This window comes from Streptomyces sp. R818 (assembly GCF_056172735.1).
This window is the reverse complement of record NZ_JAOCNE010000006.1, coordinates 202,382-221,491: the sequence shown is the minus strand read 5'-3', so window position 1 is coordinate 221,491 and position 19,110 is coordinate 202,382. Positions and strand designations below refer to the sequence as shown.

General features: G+C 71.1%; 17 protein-coding genes. 7 read left to right on the top strand and 10 right to left on the bottom strand.

Annotated features, from left to right (window positions below; all coding sequences use genetic code 11):
• Positions 1–8: 8 nt before the first annotated feature.
• Together N5I75_RS17400 and N5I75_RS17395 are read left to right on the top strand one after the other, a co-directional pair.
• Positions 9–1,004: an acyl-CoA desaturase gene (locus N5I75_RS17400; protein WP_476678549.1), complete on the top strand. Its 996-nt coding sequence runs from the start codon at positions 9–11 to the stop codon at positions 1,002–1,004.
• Between the two features lie 23 nt (positions 1,005–1,027).
• Complete coding sequence (locus tag N5I75_RS17395; protein ID WP_476678547.1) at positions 1,028–1,708, top strand: TetR/AcrR family transcriptional regulator; 681 nt, start codon at positions 1,028–1,030, stop codon at positions 1,706–1,708.
• Here N5I75_RS17395 and N5I75_RS17390 read toward each other — a convergent pair.
• Together N5I75_RS17390 and N5I75_RS17385 are read right to left on the bottom strand one after the other, a co-directional pair.
• A complete protein-coding gene (locus N5I75_RS17390) occupies positions 1,705–2,073 on the bottom strand; it encodes a VOC family protein (protein WP_476678545.1) in 369 nt (122 codons plus the stop codon). The genes N5I75_RS17395 and N5I75_RS17390 overlap by 4 nt on opposite strands.
• Positions 2,070–2,885 (bottom strand): trans-aconitate 2-methyltransferase, encoded by an 816-nt coding sequence (locus N5I75_RS17385; protein ID WP_476678543.1) that lies wholly within the window; start codon positions 2,883–2,885, stop codon positions 2,070–2,072. The genes N5I75_RS17390 and N5I75_RS17385 overlap by 4 nt, the downstream gene beginning before the upstream one ends.
• Before the next feature lie 88 nt (positions 2,886–2,973).
• Between N5I75_RS17385 and N5I75_RS17380 the strand changes: the two genes are divergently transcribed.
• The gene (locus N5I75_RS17380; protein ID WP_476678541.1) at positions 2,974–3,471 is read left to right on the top strand and encodes a MarR family winged helix-turn-helix transcriptional regulator; all 498 of its coding nucleotides are present in this window, start codon (positions 2,974–2,976) and stop codon (positions 3,469–3,471) included.
• Positions 3,472–3,638: 167 nt separating this feature from the next.
• On the opposite strand, the gene N5I75_RS17375 is transcribed toward N5I75_RS17380, so the two are convergent.
• Complete coding sequence (locus N5I75_RS17375) at positions 3,639–4,388, bottom strand: LuxR C-terminal-related transcriptional regulator (RefSeq protein WP_476678539.1); 750 nt, start codon at positions 4,386–4,388, stop codon at positions 3,639–3,641.
• 299 nt (positions 4,389–4,687) lie between these two features.
• Between N5I75_RS17375 and N5I75_RS17370 the strand changes: the two genes are divergently transcribed.
• Positions 4,688–5,131 carry a GNAT family N-acetyltransferase gene (locus N5I75_RS17370; RefSeq protein ID WP_476678537.1) on the top strand — a complete coding sequence of 148 codons (444 nt, stop codon included), beginning with the start codon at positions 4,688–4,690 and terminating at the stop codon, positions 5,129–5,131.
• A 10-nt stretch (positions 5,132–5,141) separates the two neighbouring features.
• Here the strand turns inward: N5I75_RS17370 and galK are convergent, their stop codons facing one another.
• Genes galK through galT form a run of 3 tightly spaced genes read right to left on the bottom strand, consistent with a single transcriptional unit; the run spans position 5,142 to position 8,405 of the window.
• Positions 5,142–6,317 (bottom strand): galactokinase, encoded by a 1,176-nt coding sequence (gene galK / locus N5I75_RS17365; protein ID WP_476678535.1) that lies wholly within the window; start codon positions 6,315–6,317, stop codon positions 5,142–5,144.
• A gap of 52 nt (positions 6,318–6,369) precedes the next feature.
• Entirely contained in the window at positions 6,370–7,341 is a 972-nt protein-coding gene (gene galE / locus N5I75_RS17360; RefSeq protein ID WP_476678533.1) for a UDP-glucose 4-epimerase GalE, read from the bottom strand.
• A complete protein-coding gene (gene galT / locus N5I75_RS17355) occupies positions 7,341–8,405 on the bottom strand; it encodes a galactose-1-phosphate uridylyltransferase (RefSeq protein ID WP_476678532.1) in 1,065 nt (354 codons plus the stop codon). Before galT ends, galE begins: the two co-directional genes overlap by 1 nt.
• A 248-nt stretch (positions 8,406–8,653) precedes the next feature.
• Between galT and N5I75_RS17350 the strand changes: the two genes are divergently transcribed.
• Positions 8,654–10,351 carry a sodium:solute symporter family protein gene (locus N5I75_RS17350; RefSeq protein ID WP_476678530.1) on the top strand — a complete coding sequence of 566 codons (1,698 nt, stop codon included), beginning with the start codon at positions 8,654–8,656 and terminating at the stop codon, positions 10,349–10,351.
• A gap of 32 nt (positions 10,352–10,383) precedes the next feature.
• Positions 10,384–10,674, top strand: coding sequence for a hypothetical protein (locus N5I75_RS17345; RefSeq protein WP_476678528.1), 291 nt, complete (start codon positions 10,384–10,386; stop codon positions 10,672–10,674).
• Between the two features lie 315 nt (positions 10,675–10,989).
• Here the strand turns inward: N5I75_RS17345 and N5I75_RS17340 are convergent, their stop codons facing one another.
• The gene (locus N5I75_RS17340; RefSeq protein ID WP_476678526.1) at positions 10,990–11,874 is read right to left on the bottom strand and encodes an alpha/beta fold hydrolase; all 885 of its coding nucleotides are present in this window, start codon (positions 11,872–11,874) and stop codon (positions 10,990–10,992) included.
• Between the two features lie 132 nt (positions 11,875–12,006).
• Between N5I75_RS17340 and N5I75_RS17335 the strand changes: the two genes are divergently transcribed.
• Entirely contained in the window at positions 12,007–13,935 is a 1,929-nt protein-coding gene (locus tag N5I75_RS17335; RefSeq protein WP_476678525.1) for a BTAD domain-containing putative transcriptional regulator, read from the top strand.
• 164 nt (positions 13,936–14,099) lie between these two features.
• On the opposite strand, the gene N5I75_RS17330 is transcribed toward N5I75_RS17335, so the two are convergent.
• From N5I75_RS17330 to N5I75_RS17320, 3 genes are all read right to left on the bottom strand, one after another.
• On the bottom strand, positions 14,100–14,819 hold the full coding sequence (locus N5I75_RS17330) for a helix-turn-helix transcriptional regulator (protein ID WP_476678523.1): 720 nt from the start codon (positions 14,817–14,819) through the stop codon (positions 14,100–14,102).
• Between the two features lie 247 nt (positions 14,820–15,066).
• The gene (locus tag N5I75_RS17325; protein ID WP_476678521.1) at positions 15,067–17,097 is read right to left on the bottom strand and encodes an outer membrane protein assembly factor BamB family protein; all 2,031 of its coding nucleotides are present in this window, start codon (positions 17,095–17,097) and stop codon (positions 15,067–15,069) included.
• Positions 17,098–17,152: 55 nt separating this feature from the next.
• Positions 17,153–18,958: an outer membrane protein assembly factor BamB family protein gene (locus N5I75_RS17320; protein WP_476678519.1), complete on the bottom strand. Its 1,806-nt coding sequence runs from the start codon at positions 18,956–18,958 to the stop codon at positions 17,153–17,155.
• Positions 18,959–19,110 lie beyond the last annotated feature (152 nt).

Sequence of the window (19,110 nt, the reverse complement as noted above, 5' to 3'; positions counted from 1 at the left end):
GGGACCCCATGGCCGCACAGTCCGACGTGATCGAGGACGCCCCCCAGGGGGCGTCCCGACCCTCCTCCGCCCCGCCCGCGCCCGCGACCCTCGGCGGTGAGCAGAAGCGCTCCGTGGAGCAGTTCGCGCTGCTCCTCTTCATCGTCGTGCCGTTCCTCGCCCTGGTCGCGGCGGTGCCGCTGGCCTGGGGCTGGGGGGTGAGCTGGCTCGATCTCGGGCTGCTCGTGTTCTTCTACTACCTCGGCTGTCACGGCATCACGATCGGCTTCCACCGCCACTTCACGCACGGCTCCTTCAAGGCGAAGCGCCCACTGCGCATCGCGCTCGCGATCGCCGGTTCGATGGCGGTCGAGGGCCCGCTGGTGCGCTGGGTCGCGGACCACCGCAAGCACCACAAGTTCTCCGACGCGGAAGGCGACCCGCACTCGCCGTGGCGCTACGGCGAGGACCTGCCCGCCCTGATGAAGGGCCTGTGGTGGGCCCACATGGGCTGGATGTTCGACGAGGAGCAGACCTCGCAGGAGAAGTACGCCCCCGACCTGATCAAGGACCCGGCGCTGCGCGCGATCTCCCGCCAGTTCGTCCTGTGGACGTCGCTGTCCCTGCTCCTGCCCGCCCTGATCGGTGGCCTCGTCACCATGTCGTGGTGGGGAGCGTTCACGGCGTTCTTCTGGGGTTCGCTCGTCCGGGTGGCATTGCTGCACCACGTCACGTGGTCGATCAACTCGATCTGCCACGCGGTCGGCAAACGCCCCTTCAAGTCCCGCGACCGCTCCGGCAACGTGTGGTGGCTCGCCGTCCTCTCCTGCGGCGAGTCCTGGCACAACCTCCACCACGCCGACCCGACCTCGGCCCGCCACGGCGTGCTCCGCGGCCAGATCGACTCCTCCGCCCGCTTCATCCGCTGGTTCGAACAGCTCGGCTGGGCGCACGACGTCCGCTGGCCGTCGAAGGAGCGGATCGAGCGCCGCAGGGCTGAGGCAGAGGTACCCGACGCCGCGTGAGCGACGCCAGGCATGATGGGGATGTGGCGACCGAATCGAGCACCCCCAGCAGCGCGAGCAGCGACCGGCCCGACAAGCCACGGCGTGCGCGCCGAACGCGGATGACGGGAGCCGAGCGCCGCCAGCAGCTGCTGGAGATCGGCCGCACTCTCTTCGCCGCGAAGGGTTTCGAGGGCACGTCGGTGGAGGAGATCGCGGCGAAGGCCGGGGTCTCCAAGCCGATGGTGTACGAGCACTTCGGCGGCAAGGAGGGCCTGTACGCGGTCGTCGTGGACCGGGAGATGCGCCAGCTCCTGGACATGGTCACCAGCTCCCTGACCGCGGGCCACCCGCGCGAACTGTGCGAACAGGCCGCGTTCGCGCTCCTCGACTACATCGAGGAGTACACCGACGGCTTCCGCATCCTGGTCCGCGACTCCCCCATCCCGCAGTCCACGGGCTCCTTCGCGTCCCTGATCTCCGACATCGCCACCCAGGTCGAGGACATCCTGGGCCGCGAGTTCAAGGCCCGCGGCTTCGACTCCAAGCTCGCCCCGCTGTACGCGCAGGCGCTGGTCGGCATGGTCGCGCTGACGGGCCAGTGGTGGCTGGACGCCCGCAAGCCGAAGAAGGCGGAGGTCGCGGCGCACCTGGTGAACCTGGCGTGGCACGGCCTGGACGGCCTGGAACCCAAGCCGCGCCTGATAGGCCACCGCAAGGCCTAACGGGCCACGGGTTCCAGGAATTCGAGCCGGTTGCCGACGGGATCGGCGCAGTAGAAGCGCCGGTGGGCGGGCAGCAGCCCGTCGTCCCAGGTGACACGGGTCCCGCGCCGGGTCAGCCGCAGCGCGAAGGCGTCGAGGTCGTGGACGAGCAGCCCCGGGTGCGCCTTGCGGGCGGCCCGGAAGGGCTCCTCGACACCGAGATGCAGCCGGGCGCTCCCCGCCTCGAACCAGCAGCCGCCGCGCGCCACGAGCGCCGGCGGCTTCGGCGTCTCGGCCATGCCGAGGGTGCCGACGTAGAAGGCGCGCAGGTCGCCCTCACTGCCGACGGGCGCGGCAAGCTGCACATGGTCAAGACCCGTGATCATGCCTTCACGGCCACGACGAAGATCCGGCGGAACGGGAGCACGGTGCCGTGCGCTGTCGCCGGATAGGCCTCTCGCAGGAGATCCCGATAGGCGGCGACAAAGGCGTCACGCGCGTCCGGGTCGCCGTCGAGGGCGGTGAGGACAGGCCGCAGCCCGGTCCCCTTCACCCAGTCCAGAACGGGATCGTCCCCGGTCAGCAGATGCGCGTACGTCGTCTCCCAGGCGTCCACCGAGCAGCCGAGCCCCGTGAGCCGCTCCAGGTAGGCGGTGGGGGTGAGCACCGCGTCCCCGTGGCGCAGCACGCCCGCGAGCCGGTCCCGCCAGGGCGCGGAGTCGGCGAGTTCCCGCATGAGTACGTGGCTGGGGGCGTCGAAGTTGCCGGGCACCTGGAAGGCGAGGGTGCCGCCGGGCGCGAGGGCGTCGAGGAGCGCGGGGAAGGCGTCGACGTGGTCCGGGACCCATTGCAGCGTGGCGTTGGAGGCGATGAGGTCGTACGTCTCCGGGGGCGTCCAGTGCCGTAGATCGGCGGCGGCGAAGTCGATGCGCCCGCCGCTGTCCGTCGGCCCCGCGTACTTCTCGGCCTTGCCGAGCATCTCCGGCGAGTTGTCGTAGCCGGTGATGTGGGCGGTGGGCCAGCGGTCGGCGAGGAGCGTGGTGACGTTGCCGGGGCCGCAGCCGAGATCCGCGATGCGGGCGGGGTCGCCCGGGAGGGCGGGGACGCGGGTGAGGAGGTCGGCGTAGGGGCGGGCGCGGTGGTCGGCGTGGCGGAGGTATTGGTTCGGGTCCCAGGTGGGAGAGGTGGAGGAGGCCATGGGCCCAGGGTCCCGCCCGATATCTCTCGACGTCAAGTAACTCGACATCAAGAGACTTCACATCGACACACCCCCTACACTGATCGTCATGGAGGACGAGGTCGACCGCTTGGTCGCAGCGTGGCGCCGGGAGCGCCCTGACCTCGACGTGGAGCCCCTTGAGGTGCTCAGTCGGGTCAGCAGGCTCGCGCGCCATCTCGACCGTGCGCGGCGCCTCGCGTTCGCCGAGCATCAGCTGGAGCCGTGGGAGTTCGACGTCCTCACGTCCCTGCGGCGCGCGGGCGCGCCGTACCAGCTCTCCCCCGGCCAGTTGCTGACCCAGACCCTGGTCACCTCCGGCACCATGACCAACCGCATCGACCGCCTCGCCAAGAAGGGCCTCGTCGAACGCCTCCCCGACCCGAGCGATCGCCGGGGCGTCCTCGTCCGCCTCACGGCCGAGGGGCGGGACCGGGCGGATCAGGCCCTGGCGGGGCTGCTCGCGCAGGAGCGGGTGATTCTGGCGGAGCTGTCACGCTCCGAGCGAGGGGAACTGGCGTCGCTTCTGCGGCAATTGACGGCGCCGTTCGACAACATCCCTGGTTAGCGGACCGCCCAGCGGTTCAATCCTCAGGTGCGGCGCCGTCGTGGCTGGTCGCGCAGTTCCCCGCGCCCCTATGGGGCTGCGGCGAAGCCGCATGCTCCAGGGGCGCGGGGAACTGCGCGACCAGCCACGACGCACCCGCACCCACCCACCAACCGACCGGCAGGGATTCAGCTGGCCGCCTCGAGATCGACCGGCCCCACACCCGCCCGGCGCGCAAGCGCAACCGCCGCCAGCGTCGAGTGCACCCCCAACTTCCCGAGCACGTTCTGCATATGCGTCCGCACCGTATGCGGCGACAAGAACAGCCGCTCGGCAACAGCCTTGCGCCCGAGCCCCGCGACCATGCACCGCAGAACCTCCCGCTCGCGCGGAGTGAGGGACTCGACCAGCCGCTCGGACTCCGTACGGTGCTTGCGCGCCGCGGTCAGCTCCCGCAGCACACCCGTGAGCAAGGCCGGAGGCAAGTGCGTCTCGTCCCGCAGAACCCCCCGGATCACCGTGAGCAGCCGCGACAGGGAACAGTCCTTCGCGACCCACCCGGACGCCCCCGCCTGGAGGGCGAGCGCGGCCCGCCGCGGATCATCCCGCTCGGCCAGCACCACCGTACGAACGGCCGGCTGGCCCGACCGCACGCCCGCGACCAGCGAGATCCCGTCGACGAGCCCTTCCTGCGCGGGCCCGTCGGGCACCACGGTGGGCGGCCGCAGGCCTTGCATGGACGCCGCGCCCAGGTCGGCGTCGACGAGCAGCACATCGAATCTGCGCCCCTCGGCGGCGCCCCGGTCGAGGCTGCGCAGGGCGGCCGGGCCGCTGCCCGCGGCCGACACGTCGACGTCCGGCTCGGCGGCGAGCGCCGCGGCCAGGGACTCGGCGAAGATGCGATGGTCGTCGACGACCAGAACCCGGATACGAACCACGTGAAAACCCCCTTCCCCGCTCTCTCGTGGAGCGGGGGGCACCCGATCGTCGGAGGATGGATCAACGCGGGTACGGCGCCCGGCGTGCGGGTCACCGCGGTCGCTACGGCCGCCGCCGTGTCGGTTCCGCTACCCCCACCCCGGGCGTCGTACCCGGCTGTCTCGCCCCCTGATCAACACCGGCCCCCACCGGTGTTGTCCCTCAGAGTAGGGCTGTGCGGCAGGAGGGGAAGGCAATTCACAGAACTGGTTACCCGTTGGCCGGTCGACGCCTGTCCGGCGCGTTTAAGGTGTGGCACATGTTTCGCATTGAGACAGAAGTCGACAAAGACCGCCGCCTTCTGCTCCGGTCGCTCCTCGCGGACGCCAACACGGCGGCGTCCCCCGCCCTGCGCGACCTGCGCGGAACCCCCGACGACCGCGAAAACCCCCTGCAGATCTGGGCGTTGGCGGACGACGGCTCGCTGGCCGCCGGTCTCGACGCGCACACCTGGGCGACCTGGCTGCACGTGAACCTGCTGTGGGTCGACGACCGGCACCGCGGCGCGGGCCTCGGCTCGCGGCTCCTCGCGGAGGCGGAGCGGATCGCCGCCGAGGAGCACGGGTGCGTCAACTCCCGTGTGGAGACCTGGGACTTCCAGGCCCCCGGCTTCTACCGGCAGCACGGCTACGACGTGGTCGCGGTGGTGCCGGACTATCCGCCGGGGGTCAAGGAGTTCACGCTGACGAAGCGGCTGAACTGAACCGCGGCGTTCAGGCCACCCGGTGCGCTCCCGGTGACGGCACCGCCGGGAACACGCGCGGCACCGTGTACCCCGCCTCCTCGAACGCCGTCAGGACCGCCTTGGTCACGGCGTCCGCGTCGGCGCTCTCCACGAGGACGACCGCCGAGCCGCCGAACCCGCCGCCCGTCATCCGCGCGCCGACCGCGCCCGCGGCGTTGGCCGTGGCGACGACGAGGTCCAGCTCGGGGCAGGAGATGCGCAGGTCGTCGCGGAGCGAGCGGTGCCCGTCGGTGAGGATGGGGCCTATCGCGCGTACGTCGGCGGAGTCGCCGGTGTCGAGCAGGGCGATGGTCCGCTCGACGCGGTGGTCGTCGGAGACGACGTGGCGGACGTAGCGGACGACCTTCTCGTCCACCTCCGCCCGCTCCAACGTGGCGAGCGCCGCGTCGAGTCCGGCGTACGGGACGTCCCGCAGGTGCGAGACGCCGAGCACCCTCGCCCCCTCCTCGCAGCCCGCGCGGCGCTCCGCGTACGCCCCGTCGCCCAACTCGTGCTTGACGCGGGTGTCGACGACGAGGAGCTGCAGTCCGTGCGCCGGCAGGTCGAACGGGACCTGCCGGGTCGAGAGGTCGCGGCAGTCGAGGTGCAGGGCGTGCCCCTCGGTCGCGCAGGCGGACGCCATCTGGTCCATGACCCCGCACGGGACGCCGACGAAGTCGTTCTCGGCGCGCTGGGCGAGGACGGCGATCTCCGGCCCGCTGAGCCCGAGTGCGAACAGCTCGTTCAGCGCGTACGCCGTCACGACCTCCAGGGCCGCCGACGACGACAGGCCCGCGCCGGTCGGCACCGTGGACGCGAGGTGCAGGTCCGCGCCGGTGATCGCGTGGCCCGCGGCGCGCAGCGCCCAGACGACGCCCGCCGGGTACGCGGCCCAGCCGCCCTGCCCGTACTTGGACAGGGGGGTCAGGTCGTCGACGCGCAGTTCGGTGACGGGGGCGTCGATGTCGGCGGAGTGCAGGCGCAGGACGCCGTCCGTCCGCCTGGCCACGGCGGCGACCGCGGTGTGCGGCAGCGCGAGCGGCATGACGAAGCCCTCGTTGAAGTCGGTGTACTCGCCGATGAGGTTGACGCGGCCCGGGGCCGCCCACACCCCCGCGGGCTCGTACCCGTACAGATCCTTGAACTGCGCGGCGACGACGGACATGAGTTGGCTACCTACCCTGCTACGACGACGAGTGGTGACTGCTGGCGAGCGGCTACTGGCGCGCCTGGGCGAAGCGCCAGGCGTCGGCGACGATGTCCGCGAGGTCCGCGCGGGACGGGTTCCAGCCGAGGCGCTCGCGGGCGGTGGCGGCGGAGGCGACGAGGGTCGCCGGGTCGCCGCCGCGGCGCGGGGCCACGACCTCGGGGATCGGGTGCCCGGTGACCTTGCGGACGGTCTCGATGACCTCGCGGACGGAGAAGCCGTTGCCGTTGCCGAGGTTGCAGATGAGGTGCTCGGCCGGGCGGGCCGCGTCGACGGCGAGGAGGTGGGCCTCGGCGAGGTCGGCGACGTGGATGTAGTCGCGGACGCACGTGCCGTCGGGCGTCGGGTAGTCGTCGCCGTAGACCGAGATGGCGTCGCGGCGGCCCTGGGCCACCTGGAGGACGAGCGGGATGAGGTGCGACTCGGGGTCGTGGCGCTCGCCGCACTCGCCGTAGGCCCCGGCGACATTGAAGTAGCGCAGGGAGACGGCGGCCAGGCCGTGCGCGGTCGCCTCGCCGCTGATCATGTGATCGACGGCGAGCTTCGATGCGCCGTACGGGGAGGTGGGGGCGGTCGGATCCGACTCGGTGATCGGCGTGCTGACGGGCTCGCCGTAGGTGGCCGCGGTGGAGGAGAAGACGAGCTTGCGCACGCCGGCCTCGCGCATCGCGGCGAGCAGCGCCATCGTGCCGCCGACATTGTTGTCCCAGTACTTCTCGGGCTTCACGACGGACTCGCCGACCTGGGAGAACGCGGCGAAGTGCAGCACCGCGTCGTAGGAGGAGTCCAGCCACTTGGCGGCGTCGCGGATGTCGCCCTCGACGAAGACGGCCCCCGAGGGCACGCCCTCGCGGAAGCCGGTGGAGAGGTTGTCGAGGACCGTGACGTCGTGGCCCGCTTCGACCAGGTGCTGCGCGACGACACTGCCGACGTACCCCGCACCACCCGTGACCATGTACTTCTTGGCTTCGCCCTTGCCCATTACTTGCTCGCTACCTCTCGCAGTCGCTCTGCCGCGGTCTCCGGCGGCACGTCGTTGATGAACACGTTCATGCCGGACTCGGAACCCGCGAGAAACTTCAGCTTGCCGGAAGTGCGGCGGATGGTGAAAAGCTCGAGGTGGAGCGCGAAGTCGTCCCGATTGACCCCTTCGAACTCCTCCAGCGTGCCGAACGGGGCCTGGTGCCACGCCGCGATGTACGGCGTCGGCGGCTCGTCCTCACCGAAGATCCGGTCGAAGCGCTTCAAGAGTTCCAGATAAATCTTGGGGAACTCTGTGCGCGCGTCGTCGTCGAGCCCGAGCAGGTCGGGGACCTGGCGCTTCGGGTAGAGGTGGACCTCGTAGGGCCAGTGGGCGGCGTACGGCACGAAGGCGACCCAGTGCTCGCCGTCGATGACGACGCGCGAGCCGTCGGCGATCTCCCGCTCGACGACATCGGCGAACAGATTCCGTCCGCCGGTCTGCTCCTTGTGCTGGGCGAGCGAGCGCAGCATGAGGGCGGTGCGCGGGGTGGTGAAGGGGTAGCCGTAGATCTGGCCGTGCGGGTGGCCGAGGGTGACGCCGATCTCGGCGCCCCGGTTCTCGAAGCAGAAGACCTGTTCGACGGAGTCGAGGTGGGACAGCTCGGCGGTGCGGTCGGTCCACGCCTCCAGGACGAGCCCCGCCTGCTCCTCACTCAGATCGGCGAAGGACTTGTCGTGGTCGGAGGTGAAACAGACGACCTCGCAGCGCCCCGAGTCCCCGGCGAGCGAGGGGAACCGGTTCTCGAAGACGACGACGTCGTACGACGCGTCCGGGATCTCGCTCAGCCGGTCGCCCTCGGTCGGGCAGAGGGGGCACTGGTCGGCCGGCGGGTGGTAGGTGCGGCCCTGGCGGTGCGAGGCGATGGCGACCGCGTCGCCGAGCAGCGGGTCGCGGCGGATCTCGGAGGTGGTGACGGTGCGGTCGAGGGGGCGCCGGTCGACGGCCTCCCGTACGACGTCGTCGCGCGCGTCGTAGTAGACGAGCTCGCGCCCATCAGCCAGCCGGGTCGACGTCTTCTTCACGTCCGACACTCCTCATCGCGCCAACCAACAATCAAACAAACAGAACCCAACACAATGAAGCATAAGCCAACAGGGCAGTCAAGGGGAGCGACGCGGGGGTACGGGATCGATCCGGATCGAACCGAAACCGAGCTCCGAGAGGCCTCGATCACAATCAAACAAAGAACGCCATGGGAACTGTTCACTTATTGAACATAGGAGCGTAGGTTCCGGTCTGATTCAGTTCGCGCAACGAAGCGAGTTCCCCCATGCAGTCCCCCACACTGTCCGGCACGACAACCCTGGCCGAAGGGCTACGGCTGCCCACCAACGGCCTCGACTACGCGATCCTCGCGATCTACTTCGTCGTCGTCCTCGGCATCGGCTTCATGGCCCGCCGCTCGGTGAAGACGAGCCTCGACTTCTTCCTCTCCGGGCGCTCCCTGCCCGCATGGGTCACGGGTCTCGCCTTCGTCGCCGCCAACCTGGGCGCCACCGAGATCCTCGGCATGGCCGCCAACGGCGCGCAGTACGGCGTCTACACCGTCCACTGGTACTGGATCGGCGCCATCCCGGCCATGGTCTTCCTCGGCCTGGTCATGATGCCGTTCTACTACTCGTCGAAGGTGCGCTCGGTCCCCGAGTTCCTGCTGCACCGGTTCGGCCCCTCCTCCCACCTCCTCTCCTCGATCATCTTCGCCGTCTCCTCGGTGCTGATCGCGGGCGTCAACCTGTACGCCATGGCGCTGGTCCTCAAGGCGCTGCTCGGCTGGCCGCAGTGGCTGGCCATCGTCATCGCGGGCCTGTTCGTCCTCGCGTACATCTCGATCGGCGGCCTGTCGTCGGCGATCTACAACGAGGTCCTGCAGTTCTTCGTCATCCTCGCCGCGCTGATCCCGCTGACGATCGTCGGCCTGAAGCGCGTGGGCGGCTGGGACGGCATCACGGACTCCCTCTCCTCGTCCCACGGCAACTCGTTCATGACGGCCTGGGACGGGACCGGCATCGGCTCCTCCAACCCGCTCGGCGCGAACTGGCTGACCATCGTGCTCGGCCTCGGCTTCGTCATGAGCTTCGGCTACTGGACGACCAACTTCGCCGAGGTGCAGCGCGCCCTGTCCGCGAAGAACCTCTCGGCGGCCAAGCGCACGCCGCTGATCGCCGCGTTCCCGAAGATCCTGATCCCGATGGTCGTGGTCGTGCCCGGCCTGATCGCCCTGGTCATGGAGCCCTCGCTCGGCAAGGGCGGCGCGGACGGCCTCCAGTACAACGACGCCATCCCCGTCCTCATGCGCGACCTGCTCCCGAACGGCGTCCTGGGCGTAGCGGTGACCGGCCTCCTGGCGGCGTTCATGGCCGGTATGGCCGCGAACGTCTCCTCCTTCAACACGGTCTTCACGAACGACATCTGGGGCGCGTACGTCAAGAAGGACCGCAGCGACGCGTACTACCTGAAGACCGGCCGTGTCGTCACCGCCGTCGGTGTCTTCATCGGCATGGGCACGGCGTTCATCGCGGGCAGCTTCAGCAACATCATGAACTACCTGCAGACGCTGTTCTCCTTCTTCAACGTGCCGCTGTTCGTCGTCTTCATCATCGGCATGTTCTGGAAGCGCACCTCGGCCGCGGCCGGCTTCTGGGGCCTCCTCTCCGGCACCGTCGCCGCCATGGTCAACTACTTCTGGTTCTACAAGCAGGGCGTCATCTCGATCCCCTCGGACCAGGGCGCCAACTTCGTCTCGTCGATCGTCGCCTTCGTGGTCGGCGGCGTGGTGATGTTCGTGGTCACCCTCTTCACCAAGTCCAAGCCCGCCGAGGAACTGGCCGGCCTGGTCTACGGCACGAAGGCCCCCGGCCTGGAGGAACCGCCCGCCGAGGGTGACGACGCCTGGTACCGCAAGCCGGCCCTCCTGGGCTGGGGCGCGATCGCCCTCGCCGTCATCTGCTACATCCCGTTCTCCTTCTGAGGCCCAGGTACACGAGGTACGAGGTACACGACATGAGCGACCACAAGAACCCACACGTGGACGAGGTGGACCAACTGGAGGCCAAGTCGGCGACCGCCGCCCGCCTCTTCGACGTGCGCCGCATCATCGGCGGACTCTTCGTGGTGTACGGGATCATCGTTACGATCGCGGGCATCACGGCATCCGACGCCGACCTCAAGAAGGCCCAGGACATCAACATCAATCTCTGGACGGGCATCGGCATGCTCGCCCTGGGCGCCTTCTTCCTGGTCTGGCTGAAGCTGAGGCCTACGGCGCCGCCTACGCCGGACGAGTCGGAGTAACTCCCTCTGACGCGGGCCATTTGGGGCCGGGGACCATCGCTCACGGGCGACTGGGCTCCGGCCCTTCGCCGTTCGCCCCGCCCGGGTGGCCCGCGGGCGTCGGCGGCAAACGCACAAGTCCCGCCCTGCTGCGGCAGCGGGGCGGGACTTGGAGTGGAGCGCCGGGCAGGCCTTGCACCTGCATTTCCCCACAGGAAGTGGGGCGTCTTTCCTTAGACGACCAACGCATTGTCCGGTGGCCGCTGTTGCGGTGCCGGACAAGATCCACTGTAGCCCGGGGAAGCGGATTTGGCGAGTCCTGTTCCCGTGCGGCGCTCAGCGCGTCAGCAGCTCCCTGATCATGTCCGCCACCTCGTCCGGCGCCTCCTCCGCCATGAAGTGGCCCGCCCGCGTCAGACGGTGGTCCAGGTCCGGGGCCCACGCCCGCCACACCCCCGCCGCGTCGTAGCCGAGCTGCGCGCCCCAGTCCTGCTGCATGACCGTGACCGGCATCGCGAGTTGGGAGCCGGCGTCCAGGTCCGCCTGGTCGTGCGTGATGTCGATGGTCGCCGAGGCCCGGTAGTCCGCCACGATGGACGGGACCGCCGCCGAGCATGCCCGCAGGTATGCAGCGCGGACGGGCGCCGGCAGCGTCGCCGGGTTCGCCGACCACGCGTCCAGGAACGAGCCGAAGAACGTGTCCGCGCTGCCCGCGATCAGCGTCTCCGGGACGCCGGGCGGCTGCGCCATCAGGTAGAGGTGCCAGGCGACCGCCGCCTGGGCCCCGTGCAGGACGTTCCACATGTCCAGGGTCGGGACCACGTCCAGGATGCCCAGGTGGGTGACCGTTTCCGGGTGGTCAAGACCCGCGCGGAAGGCGGCCAGGGCGCCCCTGTCGTGGCCCACCAGCGCGAAACGGTCATGGCCCAGTTCAGCCGCCGCCCGCACCACGTCCGCCGCCATCGTCCGCTTGGCGTACACCTCCGGGGACGTCGCCCCCGGCTTGTCGCTCGCTCCGTATCCGCGCAGGTCCAGGCAGATCACCGTGTGGTCGGCGGCCAGTCGTTCCGCCACGTGGCGCCACATGAGGTGGGTCTGCGGGAAGCCGTGCAGCAGGACCAGCGGGGTGCCGCTGCCGCCCACGGCAGCCGCCAGGGTCACATCGTCCGTCGCACCCGGCACGCGTACGTACGCGAAGCCGGGGAGAAAGGTCGTCGTCATTTCGGGCCGTCCTAGTTGCTAGTGAGGGAGAGGGGAGGGAGAGGAAACCGACTCCCCCACACTCCGGCCGCCCGATCAGCAACCGATCAGTGCCCGTGCGCACCACCCCGTCCCGCCCCGCACGATGGACCCATGCGAATCGACGTACTCGGCGCCGTACGTGCCCTCCACGACGACGGCAGCCCCGTGGAGCTGGGCGGGCCCCGGCACCGGGAGGTGCTCGGGCGGCTGGTCGCCGCCGAGGGGCGGATGGTCAGTACCGACACCCTGGTCGACGACCTGTGGGCCGCCGAGCCGCCGGTCCGCGCCGTGGGCGCCCTGCGGACGTTCGTCGCCGCCCTGCGCCGCGCCCTCGAACCCGAGCGGCCGCCCCGCGATCCGCCCCGCCTCATCGTCACCGAAGGGCCCGGGTACGCACTGCGGCTGCCGCGCGAGGACATCGACGTCCATCACTACGAGGACACCCTCGGCCGGGCTCGTCGGCAGCCCGCCGCCGTCGCCGATCTCGACACCGCCCTCGCCTCCTGGCGCGGCCCCGCCTACGCCGACGTACCCGACTCCCCCTGGGCCCAGCGTGAGCGGACCCGGCTGGAGGAACTGCGGCTCGAAGGGCTCGAACTGCGCGCCCGGATCCTCCTCGACCGGGGCGACGGGGCCGGGCTCGTCGCCGACCTGGACGCGCACGTCGCCGAGCACCCCTGGCGCGAACCCGCATGGGGGCTGCTCGCCCGCGCGCTCCACCGCGCGGGGCGCCGGGCCGACGCCCTCGCCTCCCTGCGGCGGGCCCGCGCGATGCTCGTCGGGCAGCTCGGCCTCGACCCCGGGCCCGAGCTCCAGCGCCTGGAGACGGACATCCTCAACAACTCCGTCGACAGGGAAGTCAACGGAGAAGTCGACGGAGAAGAGCGCACCGCATCACCCTTCAACGCCCGGCTCGGGCCCCGCACCACCGTCGACCTCGCCCGCACCCTCGCCCTCGCCGGCGGCGACGCCCTCGTGCATTCGCGGCGCGACAGGCTCGCCGCCGCGCACGCCGCCGAGCGCACCGGGGACCTCCTCCTCACCGCCCGCATCATCGGCGCCTACGACGTGCCCGCGCTCTGGAGCCGCGCCGACGACCCCGCGCAGGCCCGCGCCGTCGTCGACGCCGCCACGCGCACGCTCGACGCCCTCGGGCCCGGCGGCCCCGCCGATCTCCGCGCCCGGCTCCTGGCCACCGTCGCCGTCGAGAGCCGCAGCGCCGGTCTGACCCCGGCGGAGGCGGACCGCGCCCGGCACGCGGCCCGGTGCGCCGAGGACCTGGCGCGTGCGCAGGACGACCCCGCTCTCCTCGCCTTCGCCCTCAACGGCGTCTTCCTGCACTCCTTCCAACGGTGCGGGCTCGCCCCCGTACGGGACCGGATCGGGGCCGAGATCCTCGACCTCGCCACCCGGCACGACCTGCCGCGCTTCGCCGTGCTCGGGCGGCTCGTCCGGTTGCAGTCCGCCTCCGCGCTCGGGGATCTCGACGCCGCCGCCTCGCACGCCGAGGGCGCCGAGCGGCTCGCCGCCGCCATCGAGTCGCCGCTCGTGCCCGTCCTCGCCGACTGGTTCCGGGCCCGCGCCACGGCGGAGTCGGACCCCGTCACCGCCGCCGCCCGCTATCGCGCCGCCGAGGACCGTCTCCGTACGGGCGGAATGCCGGGCCTGCACCGCGGCCTCTTCCCGCTCGCGCTCCTCGGCCTCCGGCTCGTCCACGACCGGCCCGCGCCCACCGATCCGCGTCTCGACTGGGGACCGTACGAACCCTGGGCGCGGCCCCTCGTCCTCCTCGCTGAGGGGCGGGACACCGACGCCCGTACGGCCTTGGAGGCGGTGCCGGAGCCGGTGCACGACCATCTGCAGGAAGCCATGTGGTGTCTCACCGCCCGGGCCGCCGTGCTGCTCGGGGCCCGCGACGTCGCCGCCCGCGCCGCGCACGCCCTGCGCGACGCCCGCACCGAACACGCGGGCGCGACCAGCGGGTTGCTCACCTTCGGGCCCGTGGCCCGGTACCTCGACGAGGTGGACGGCATGGCGTGAACGCACAAGTCCCGCCCCCCGGGCGGGGGACGGGACTCGGAATGGAGCGCCGGGCAGGCCTTGCACCTGCATTTCCCCGCAGGAAGCGGGGCGTCTTTCCTTGGACCACCAACGCACTGTCCAGCGGCCGCTGTTGCGGTGTGCTGAACAAGATCCAATGTAGCTCACGAATCCGGTTCTGGCGAGTCCGGAGCGGCGGCGGAGGGGACGGACGCCGGGATCGGGCCCGCCCTGTCGAGGAGGCCCGTCCGTGCCGCGAGGGCCGCCGCCTCCAGGCGGGAGCCGACGCCGAGCTTCATCAGGACGCGCTGGACGTGCGTGCGGGCCGTGGAGGGGGCGATGCCCATGCCGGCCGCGATGAGGCGGGTGTCCTCGCCGTCCGCGACGCGGACCAGGACCTCCACCTCACGGGGCGTCAGCATCTGGAGCAGGCGCTGGCCCTCGTCGTCGGGCTGGGCGGCGGGGTTGAGGAGTTCGCTGAACGCGCCCTGGAGGAGGGCCGGCGCCACCGCCGCCTCACCCGCCCTGGCCTTCATCAGGGCCCGCTCGACCCCCTCTATGCGCTCGTCATGGCGTACGTAGCCGGAGGCGCCCGCGGCGAAGGCGGCGGCGATGCCGCGCGGGGACGGGACGGGGCCGAGGACCACGACCGCCACCTGGGGCCGCTCCTTCTTGATACGGACCACCGGGTCGAAGGTGCCGGGCTCGGCCGGGGTCGCGGTGCCGATGAGGCAGACCTCGGGCGCCCGGGATATGACCAGTTCGGCGGCGCCCGCGGCGGGCGCGGCCGCGGCGAGCACCCGGTGCCCGCGCAGCTTGAGGGCCGAGGCGAGTGCCTCGGCGAGCAATCGGTGGTCGTCGACCACCATGAGCCGCACACCCATTGAGCAAACCCCCCAGTTCGCCCCAGAAGCAGCCTTAAGGACTCCGGGGCCCCCCACGGACAGGCGAGCCCCCCGACTCTCCGTCCTCCTTCATCCCCCGGAAGCTACACGCTTGTTCGACGTTGCGCGCCCCCTACCGGTGAGAAGCGGCCCGCATTGCTGAAATTCCGGCCTTCGCGTACGCGACGACCCCGCCGCCCGATAGGGGCGCGGGGCCGTCGGATGCCCAAAGGGCTTGTACGGGGCGTTACTTGGCGGTGAAGCCGACTGCCGCGTACTGCTTGTCGTCCGCGGAGTACCGCTCGCTGATCAGGTCCTCCGCCAGGAACAGGTGGCCGTTCCCGTACAGCATCTCGGACGACCTCGGGACCATGCGGCTCAGCACGTTGCGCACGGTCTGGGTGCCGGGGGTCTCCAGGAGCGTCGTCTGCTTGCCGCCCTTCGGGGCGATGGTGATGATCTGGGCGCCCTTGTCGTACGGGCCGTCCTTGTACGCGAGGACGTTGCCGCCGTCCATCCGCAGCGGGAAGATCTCGTAGTCCGCGCCGCTGTCGAAGCGGTCGCCGGTGAGCTGCCCGTCGGCGAGGTTGAACGACACGATCTCGTTGACCTGGTCGGTTCCGCTGCCGTCGTGCTGCTGGGAGGGCAGGTAGAGCCGGTCGTTGCCGACGACGACGCCCTTGCAGCCGTGCACCTCGCCGACCTCGCAGTCGACGTCGTACTTGTCCGGGTCGATGGAGATCTTCGCGCGGAGCCCGCCCTTGTCGTCGAGCGAGAACGCGTCGGTGTACTTGACCTCTTCGCCGAGCGCGACGCCGAAGACGACCGGCTTGCTGGAGAAGACGGAGAGCAGGTTGACGCTGCCGGCCTGGCCGGGGACCTTGTACGTCGACTTGGGCTTGCCGGACGCCGGGTCGAGGACCTGGACCTCGTACGTCTCCGCGTCGAAGTCACCGCACTTGCGGACCGCGACGAGCTGTTCGCCGCCGCGGTAGCCGACGTCCTCGCAGCTGCCCTGCTGCGGCTTCCACAGCGACTTGCCGTTGGTGATGTCGAAGGCCGCGCCACCGTCGTAACCGCCGCCGACGGCGAGGGTGTTGCCGCTGATGGACAGCTCCTTGAAGGCGATCTTCTGGCCGCTCGCCTCGACACTGTCCGACCACACCTTTTTACCGGTGTTGACGTCGAAGACCGTGATCTCGGTGCACTTGAAGTAGTCCTTCTCCTTCTTGCGCTTGCCGTCCTCGGAGAGCACGGCGGCCAGGCCCGCCTCGGTCACCTCGGGCGAGGCGCCGCAGGTCTGGCCGGACAGCGGGAGGGTCCACTTCTTGGTGCCGGAGTCCGGCTCGTAGCCGTTGAGTTCGTTGAGGCCGGACTTCACGTACGTGGAGTCGGTCAGCCACGATCCCGCGACGCTCCACACGGCGTCCTTGACGACGGCGGGCGCGGGGAGCTGGACGGCGAGGTTCGCGGCGGTGGAGCCGGGGACCTTCTCCTCGCCGGCGGTGCTCCCGGAGCCGCCGCCCTTGCCCTCGGCGCCGCCCTTGTCGCCGCCGTCCGCCGAGTTCTTGGTGTCGTCCTTGCCGTCGTCGTCGGAGGAGCTGGCATAGAAGATGCCGCCGCCGACGATCAGGGCGATCACCACGACGGCCGCCGTGACGATCCACACGACGGGCGAGGGCTTCTTGCCTCCACCGCCGCCGCCGGGGCCGCCGGTCGCCGCCATCGGGGTGGTGGGCGGCTGCGGGTAGCCGTACTGCGGCTGCTGGCCGTAGGGCTGCTGCGGCTGGCCATAAGGCTGCTGCGGCTGACCGTAGGGCTGGCCGTACGGGGCCGTCGGCGGCTGCTGCTGCGGGGGCTGGGCCGGGTAGCCGTAGCCCGGGGCCGGGGCCGGGGCGCCGTGCGGCGGGGGCGGGGTCGGGGTGCCGAAACCGCCGGGCGGGGGCGTGGTGGGCGCGCCGAAGCCGCCGGGGGCCGGGGGCTGCGGAGCCTGCTGCGGCTCAGGCTGCTTGCTGAAAGGGTCCTGCGGGGGCTGCGGGGGCTGGCCGGAAGGCGGGGTCGGCGGCTGGGCCGGGGGCTGGTCCGACGGCTGGCCGGGCGGCTGGTTCGCGGGCTGCTGCGGAGGCTGGCCCGCGGGCTGCTGCGGAGGCTGCGGGGGCTGGCCCACGGGAGGCTGCGGAGGCTGGTTCGCGGGCTGCTGCGGGGGCTGCGGCGGCTGGCCCTCGGGTTGCTGCGGGGGCTGGTTCGGGGGCTGCTGCGGGGGCGGCGGCTGTGTCATGGCGTGGGTACCTCGGTGCCTGGAGCGGGGACGGGAGAAGGAAGGACGGAGCGGGTCAGTCGCCGTACGCCAGCATCAGCTTCTGCTGGCCCTTGACGCTGCCGGACAGGCGGGTGGCGGACATGTAGAAGCGTCCGTCGCGCCAGGCGACGTCCGGCGAGGTGAAGCCGCTCTCGATCTCGGCGGTGCCCGCCGGGTTCTGCAGCAGCGTCTTCGGTGTGTGCGCGCCCGAGACGGGGATGGACACCACGCGTCCGGCGCTGCCGCTGTACGAGGCGCCCATGTACGCGACGACGGCGCCGTTCTCGGCCTGGAGGGGCCGCAGGGGCAGGTCCTCGGGGGACGTGGCCCGCCAGCGCTCCTTGCCGCTGGTGAGGCTGATCGCGACGACCTCGTTCGCCCCGCCGGTCTCGCCCTGCGTCGGCATGTAGAGGGTGGAGGCGTCCGCGAACACGCCCGAGCAGCCGCTGATGTTCCGGTTCAGGGAGAAGATGCCGGAGCCGCCGCAGCGCGTGTCGAGGCCGTCGACGGAGACCTCGGCCTGCACGGAAGCGCTGTTGTTCCGGAAGGAGGCGATGTTGTACTTCTTGGCCTCGGTGTTCGTGCTGTACACGACCAGCGGGCTGACGGAGTACACGTTCCCGATGGACCAGTTCTTGGGGAACTTCTTGGTCCACAGGGCCTTCCCGGTCTCCGGGTCGAGCTGGCGCAGCTCCTCGTGCGCGTTGTCGCCGCCCGCCCCGCAGGAGGCGACGGAGAGCAGCTTGCTCTTGTCGCCGGTGTAGGCCTTGGGGAAGCAGCTGCTGCCGTACTCGGTGACGACGAACTTCTTCTTCGAGCCGGTCTTCGCGTCGAGCGCGAGGCCCGACATCTCACGGCCGACGATCAGGGTGTCGGTGCCGACGTAGGCCAGGGAGACGCTGGAGCCGGTGCCGTCGAAGAAGTCGTTCTTGTCCTCGCGTTCGGGGATTTTCGCCGTCCAGCCCTTGGCGCCGGTGGCGAGGTCGATCTCCTGGACCTGGTTGCAGTGCGCGCGGGAGCTGGTGCCGCTCATGTACGCGACGACGATCTTGCCCGCGTCGGACGGCGCCTTGGTGACGGCGCAGATCTTCTGCGGCATCGTGATCGCGGGCCAACTGATCTTGCCATCGGTGGTGTTGTACGCCAGGACCTCCTTGTACGCGGCCTTGACCGCGACCTTGTCGGTGATCCACATGCCGGGGGCGTCGGCGCCGTCGCTGCCCACCTTGGGGGCGGTCTTGTACCAGAGGACCTTGGCCTCGCCGTCCTGGCGGCCCGCGTTGAGGTCCTCCTCGCCGCCGTGCCCGTCGCCCTGCCCGTCGCCCGGGTTGACCGGGGCCGAGGCGGACGCCTTCGGGTCCTTGTCCTTGCCGGCGGTGTCCGTCTTGCCGCCGTCGCCGTCGTCGTCACCGCCGACGACCGCGAAGACGACGCCGCCCGCGACGACGAGGAGGGCGACGGCCGCGGCCGCGATCGCCCACGTCTTGCCCTTGACGCCACCGCCACCGCCGCCGTTGCCGGGGCCTCCAGGCATGGACGGGAGCTGCTGCGGCGGATAGCCGTACTGCTGCTGTTGCGGGTAGCCGTACGGGCCCGGCTGCTGCGGGGGCTGGCCGTACGGGCCCGGCTGCTGCTGGCCGTAGGGACCCGGCTGTCCGTAGGGGCCCGGCTGCTGCGGGGGCTGGTTGTACGGGCCCGGCTGCTGCTGCGGATATCCGTAGCCGGGCTGCGCCGGGGCGTTCGGCGGGGGCGGCGGCGGGGTCTGCCCCTGCTGCGGATTCGACGGGTCCTGCGGCGCTCCGAATCCGCCGGACGGCGGCCCGCTGGGCGGCTGAGTCATCAGCGCTCCCCCCTCTTTCACTGCTGATGTACCGGCACGCCTGGGTGTTTTCCGGACGTTCTCCAGGTGGTCACGGGTGCGCTCAGGCCGCCCCCAGCCGCCCTTTCTATCACTCTGGACACGCATGCGAAGGGCCGGTCGATCCCCTGTTC

Coding starts and splice junctions, on each gene's coding strand:
- N5I75_RS17400 (WP_476678549.1), top strand. CDS start 9: ATGGCCGCACAGTCCGACGTGATCGAGGACGCCCCCCAGGGGGCGTCC.
- N5I75_RS17390 (WP_476678545.1), bottom strand. CDS start 2,073: ATGATCACGGGTCTTGACCATGTGCAGCTTGCCGCGCCCGTCGGCAGT.
- N5I75_RS17385 (WP_476678543.1), bottom strand. CDS start 2,885: ATGGCCTCCTCCACCTCTCCCACCTGGGACCCGAACCAATACCTCCGC.
- N5I75_RS17380 (WP_476678541.1), top strand. CDS start 2,974: ATGGAGGACGAGGTCGACCGCTTGGTCGCAGCGTGGCGCCGGGAGCGC.
- N5I75_RS17370 (WP_476678537.1), top strand. CDS start 4,688: ATGTTTCGCATTGAGACAGAAGTCGACAAAGACCGCCGCCTTCTGCTC.
- galK (WP_476678535.1), bottom strand. CDS start 6,317: ATGTCCGTCGTCGCCGCGCAGTTCAAGGATCTGTACGGGTACGAGCCC.
- galE (WP_476678533.1), bottom strand. CDS start 7,341: ATGGGCAAGGGCGAAGCCAAGAAGTACATGGTCACGGGTGGTGCGGGG.
- N5I75_RS17350 (WP_476678530.1), top strand. CDS start 8,654: ATGCAGTCCCCCACACTGTCCGGCACGACAACCCTGGCCGAAGGGCTA.
- N5I75_RS17345 (WP_476678528.1), top strand. CDS start 10,384: ATGAGCGACCACAAGAACCCACACGTGGACGAGGTGGACCAACTGGAG.
- N5I75_RS17340 (WP_476678526.1), bottom strand. CDS start 11,874: ATGACGACGACCTTTCTCCCCGGCTTCGCGTACGTACGCGTGCCGGGT.
- N5I75_RS17335 (WP_476678525.1), top strand. CDS start 12,007: ATGCGAATCGACGTACTCGGCGCCGTACGTGCCCTCCACGACGACGGC.
- N5I75_RS17330 (WP_476678523.1), bottom strand. CDS start 14,819: ATGGGTGTGCGGCTCATGGTGGTCGACGACCACCGATTGCTCGCCGAG.
- N5I75_RS17325 (WP_476678521.1), bottom strand. CDS start 17,097: ATGACACAGCCGCCGCCCCCGCAGCAGCCCCCGAACCAGCCCCCGCAG.
- N5I75_RS17320 (WP_476678519.1), bottom strand. CDS start 18,958: ATGACTCAGCCGCCCAGCGGGCCGCCGTCCGGCGGATTCGGAGCGCCG.